Source organism: Allokutzneria sp. NRRL B-24872, from assembly GCF_002155965.1.
Lineage (GTDB): Bacteria > Actinomycetota > Actinomycetes > Mycobacteriales > Pseudonocardiaceae > Allokutzneria.
Genome location: NZ_MUMH01000053.1, coordinates 1 through 5278, shown reverse-complemented (window position 1 = coordinate 5278; position 5278 = coordinate 1). Strand labels below are relative to the sequence as shown.

Genomic DNA, 5278 nt, shown 5'->3' with positions numbered 1-5278 from the left:
CCCGCTGGCTCCTAGCGCGTCCTGGCTCTGCCTTTCGCAAACCTACGAGGCCGCGTTATTGCCGCCGTATCACCACGTTCACCCCACCCCCGCTTACGTACCCAATGTGGCATTTGTTTCGCGAGACGTAACGAATGCCGCATTGGGTACGCAACGACGGCCCCTAGCTGACCGAAACAGGCGCGGGAGCGCGCTCGGCGTGCATGGTCTCCGCAGCCCCACGCAACGCCGACGTCAGCTCGACGCGCGGCGCCCAGCCCGTCACCGAGCCGAACTCCGTTGTGCCCACGACGAAATCGAGCAGGTCGGTGGTGACCGCGTGCTCAGGCTCAACTTGGACGACCGGCACGACAGGCTCGCCCGTGACCTCCGAAACGAGCGAAGCGACCGCGTGGAACGCCGAGCCCATCGGCGTCGCCACACACGTCCCGATCAGCCAAGGACGCCCAGCAAGAGCGTCCGCGTTGTCGATAGCTGCCACGAACGCCCGCGCGGCGTCGTCAACGCACAGCAGGTCCCTGGCAACGGAACCGTCGTGCCACATCGTCAACGGCTGCCCGGAGAACGCCCGCCGCATCATCGCCGCGAGCACCCCACGCTCCAAAGAGGACGGTCCGATTCCCTGACCGTACAACGTGGGCAGCCGCAACGTGATACCGCGAACGAGACCGCCGGCGGTGGCCTCGTTCAACGCGCGCTCAGCGGCGAGCTTGTGCCGGTCGTACTCCGTCACCGGCTCGTCGGGCTCGCGGCCGGTGATCAGCGGTCCGCGCGGCTCACCCAACTGCGAGATGGAGCCGGCGAACACGACGACCGGCGGCTCCTCCCGCCCGCGCAGCGCCGCGATGACCTCGTGCATCACCCCGAGGTTGACGCGCTTGGCCGAGGTGTCGCCCTCGGCAACGCGCCAGGTCGACGAACCCGCGATGTGCGCGGCCAGGTGGATCACCACGTCCGCCCCCGCGACGGCCTCGGCCACCGCACCGGGCTGGGTGAGATCACTGGCCAGCGTCTCCACTTCGGCCCGGCAGCCGGTCGGCGCGACGATCCGCCGCCGCGAGACCAAGCGCAGCCGCACGTCGCGGCCGGCGAACTGCCGGGTGAGCGCGGTACCGACGAAGCCGGACGCGCCGAGGACGACCACCAAAGGACTGCTCATCGATTCCCACTCTCCACAATGGACTCCACAGGGGGCGGTGTGAAACAGCGTTCAGCTCCTGCGCGTGTACCTGCGCACGGCAAGCGGCGCGAAAACCGCGGTGAGGCCGACGATCCACGCCAGCGACAGCAGCACGGGCTGCGCGACAGGACCACCGACCAGCAGGCCGCGCGCCGCGTCGCAGACCGAGGTGACGGGGTTGATCGCGGCGAACGCCTGGAGCCAGCCGGGCATGGTCACCGGCGGCACGAACATGGAACTGCCGAACTGCAACGGGATCATCCACAGGAAGCCCACGCTGCCAACGGCCTGCGGACTGCGCACGAGCAGCCCGACGTAGGCCGAGACCCAGCACAGCGCCGACCCGAAGGCCAGCAGCAGCAGGACCGCGGCGAGCACTTCGACCGGCCCGGTGCGCACCCGGAACCCGACCAGCAGGGCGAAGCCGAACATCACCGCCAGCGCGACGGCCATCCGCACCACGTCGGCGGTGATCCGCCCGCCCAGCACGGCGGAGCGCGCGATCGGCAGCGCGTGGAAGCGGTCCATGATCCCGGTGGCGAAGTCGAGGTTCAGCCCGATCCCGGTCGCCCGCGAGGCGAACGCGATGGCCTCCACCATCATCCCGGGCATCAGGTAGAGCACGTACTCGCCCTGCCCCTTGCTGATCGCCCCGCCGAAGAGGAACAGGAAGATCAGCGACAGCACCATCGGCATGACCGTGGCGTCGACCAGCCGCAGCGGTTCCGCCCACAACTGCAACAGGTTCCGGCGGCTGAGCGCCACGACGTGCCGGGCGGTCCGCGACACCGACACGTCTGCACGGATGGCTGAAGTCACGCTTCGAGCGTAGGAACGCCTCTTATTTACCCGATATCACAAGGATTCCAGGCGCGAGACGATGTCGGCGGGGGTCGGCATCGTGGCGATCTCCGCGCGGACCTCCTCGGCGGCCGAACGCATCTTCTCGTCGGTGACCACGCGCTCCAGCATCGCGGGGTCCACGGCCTCAGGGCGGACGAACAGCCCGGCGCCGCGCTTGTCCACCGCCTCGCCGTTGATGTTGCCGTCACCACCGCCCGGCAGCACGATCTGCGTGACCCCGTTGTGCAGCGCGGTCAAAGTGGTGCCGCCACCGCCGTGGTGGACCAGCGCGGTGCAGGTCGGCAGCAGCGCGGACAGCGGCACCCAGCCGGCGATCCGCACGTTCGGCGGGATCGGGCCGAGCGATTCGGTGTCCACGTCTCCCAGTGCCAGCACGAACTCCGCGTCCAGGTCACCCGCGGCCTCCAGCACCGCCGCGACCGGGCCGAGCCCGCCGAGGTGCACCGCGACCGAGCCGAGCGTGACGCCGATCCGGGGCCGCTGCGGCTCAGGAGCGTTGGGCGGCAACCAGTCCGGCACCACCGCGCCGCCGTTGAACGGCACGTAGCGCATGGGCCAGCCCTCCGAGGACCCGCCGACCATGCTCGGCGGCGCCACGTCGATCTTGATCCGCGTCTCGGGCAGTCCGGGCGCGCCGTGTTCGGCGAAGGCGTGGGAAAGCCTCTCGTACATGGCTTCCGGCACGTCGACGGTCCGGCCGAAACCGTCGCCGAGGTCCACCGAGGGCACTCCGAGCTTGGCCGCGGCGATCAACGCGGCGCCGTGCAGCGCGCCGTGCACGATCACGTCCGGCCGCCACGCTTCGGCCAGATCGGTCACCGGGAGCGTGATCTGCTCGGTGATCCCGGCGAACACCGGGACCGCTTCGAGCATGTCGGTGAGCCCGGCGCCGTTGTCACCGCGCATCTTCGCGTTCAGCTCGGGGTAGCGCCGTTCCAGCTCGGCGAAGACCTCCGGCTGGTCGGCGCCGAGGCCGATGTCGACGACCGGCAGCCCGGCCCGCTCCACGGCGACGCCCGCGTAGGCGGTGCCGAAGAGCACTTCGTGCCCGGCAGCGCGCAGCGCCCATGCCAGGGGAACGGTCGGGAAGGAGTGTCCGATTCCGGGAATCGGCAAGAACAACACGCGCATGGGGCCACGGTAGGAAGCCGCCTTATCGGCTCCATATCGAGCGTCAGCTGGCCAACTTCTCGGCCAAGGCCATCGCCAGCACCGGGTGCGCGGCGTCGGCCTCGCGGTGGCCGAGCCGCCACGCCGCCGACGCGAGGTCCAACGCCTGGAGCACCAAGCCCATCCGCAACGCCTGCTCGATCGCGGCGAGCACCGAGGCCCGCTCGGTCTCGAACCAGGTGGCCGGATCACCCACCAGATCACGCGCGTCGAGCCCGCCGGGAACATCCCTCGGCTGCTGGTCCACCGCCGTCGTCGCGAGCGCGCCCCACATGTCGAACGCGCGCCTGCACGCGGCGAAGGACTCGCTCTGGCTCGCCTTTTCCCTTGCATGGCAACGAACAAGCGGATGGAAGCGATAGCGCGTCGCGCCGTCGTCCGCCGGGGTGACCTCCAGCAGCTGCGAGTCGACGAGCTCTTCCACCAACGACTCCGCCTCGGCCAGCTCGCGGTCGAGCACCGCCGCGCCGACCCACGCCGCGAAGTCCGGCACGTCCAGCGCGCCCAGCCGCGCGTACAGCGTGGCGGTAGCGGGCGAGAGCCGCCGGTAGCTCGCGTCGAAGCTGGACCGCACCCCGAACTCGTCCAGCCGCCGGTCCTCGTCCTCGGCCAGCCGTGCGAGGCGCGTCAAGCTCCAGTGTGGTTTGGCCACCAACCGCGCCGCGGCGGTGCTCAGCGCGAGGGGCAGCCCGCCGCACAGCTCGGCCAGCCGCCCGGCCGCGTCCTTATCGCCCGCGCCCGCGTCCAGCAGCTCCACAGACTCGGCCCGGCTGAGCGCGGCGAGCCGCAGCCGCAGCGCGCCGTGCTCGCCCAGCAGCTCACCGATCTGGTCCCGCCCGGTCACCAGCACGACATTGTCGCCGCTGCCCGGCAGCAGCGGACGCACCTGCGCGAAGGAGGCGGCGTTGTCCAGCACGACCAGCGCCCGCTTGCCGTCCAGCAGGCTGCGGTAGAGCGCCGAGCGCTCGGCGGGATCGGCCGGGATGCGTGCTTCGGGAACTCCGAACGCGCGCAGGAAACCGGCCAGAGCATCTTGTGCGCCAACGGGTTCGGCCGCGACGTCGTGTCCGCGGAGGTCGACGAAGAGTTGCCCGTCCGGGAACCGCTCGGCGACGCGCCGTCCCCAGCGCAACGCGAGTTCGGTCTTGCCGATCCCGGCAGCTCCGGTGACGAACGCGACCGCGGGCCCGGTTCCGTCCAGCATTCCGTCCAAAGTGGACAGTTCGGCCGCGCGCCCGGTGAACCGCGCGCGCGAGGTCGGCAGCTGCGCGGGCACCCCGCGCGCCACCGGCTCCCGCCGCGGCGCGACGGTCTCGGCCAGCGTCAGGTCGGCGTCGTCGTTGAGGATCGCCCGGTGCAGGCCCTGCAACGCGGGACCCGGTTCCATCCCGAACTCGTCGATGAACTGCCGCCTGCCCGCGCGGAAGGTCTCCAGCGCCTCGGCCCGCCTGCCGGAGCGGTACTGCGCCAGCATCAGGTGGGCGCGCGCCTGCTCCCGCAACGGGTGGTCGCGCACCAGTGCGGTCAGCTCGCCGATCAGCTCGCGGTGCTGGCCCAGCTCCAGCCGCAGTGCGGTGAGCCGTTCGGTCGCGGACAACCGCAGCTCCTCCAGTCGCGCGGCCTCGGATTCCACCGCCTGCCCGGAGATCCCGGCGAGCACCTGGCCGCGCCAGAGCGCCAGAGCCGCCCGCACGCCTGCCGCGGCCTGCTCGGTCCGGCCCTCGCGCGCGGCCTGCTCGGCGCTGGCGCACTCCTGCTCGAACCGCACCGCGTCGATCACGTGCTCGTCGGCGAGCAGCTTGTAGCCGGGCGAGCTGGTGATGATCACGTCGTCGGCGCAGCCAGCCGCACGGAAGGCCTTGCGCAGCCCCGCTACGCAGATGGCGATCTGGGTGCGCCCGGTGGCCGGTGGCGTGCCCTCCCAGACCGCGTTGACGAGGCTGTCGACCGAGACGACCCGGCCGGGAGCGAGCAGCAGCACGGCGAGCACGGTGCGCTGCCGCTGGCCGTTGACCGCCACCGCGATCTCAGCCCCGGTCTCGGTCGCGCCGGCGCGAACTTCCA

At 71.4% G+C, this 5278-nt stretch carries 4 protein-coding genes; all 4 read right to left on the bottom strand.

Annotation, left to right across the window (positions count from 1 at the left end; translation table 11 throughout):
- Positions 1-163 precede the first annotated feature (163 nt).
- Positions 164-1159 (bottom strand): NAD(P)-dependent oxidoreductase, encoded by a 996-nt coding sequence (locus CCN37_RS15200; RefSeq protein WP_086821422.1) that lies wholly within the window; start codon positions 1157-1159, stop codon positions 164-166.
- A 51-nt stretch (positions 1160-1210) separates the two neighbouring features.
- Positions 1211-1999, bottom strand: coding sequence for an ABC transporter permease (locus CCN37_RS15195; RefSeq protein WP_246843062.1), 789 nt, complete (start codon positions 1997-1999; stop codon positions 1211-1213).
- Positions 2000-2035: 36 nt separating this feature from the next.
- Positions 2036-3175, bottom strand: coding sequence for a nucleotide disphospho-sugar-binding domain-containing protein (locus tag CCN37_RS15190; RefSeq protein WP_143261613.1), 1140 nt, complete (start codon positions 3173-3175; stop codon positions 2036-2038).
- Between the two features lie 43 nt (positions 3176-3218).
- Positions 3219-5278 (bottom strand): AfsR/SARP family transcriptional regulator (locus CCN37_RS15185; RefSeq protein WP_210408036.1); only part of this gene is annotated, 2060 nt, incomplete at its 5' end.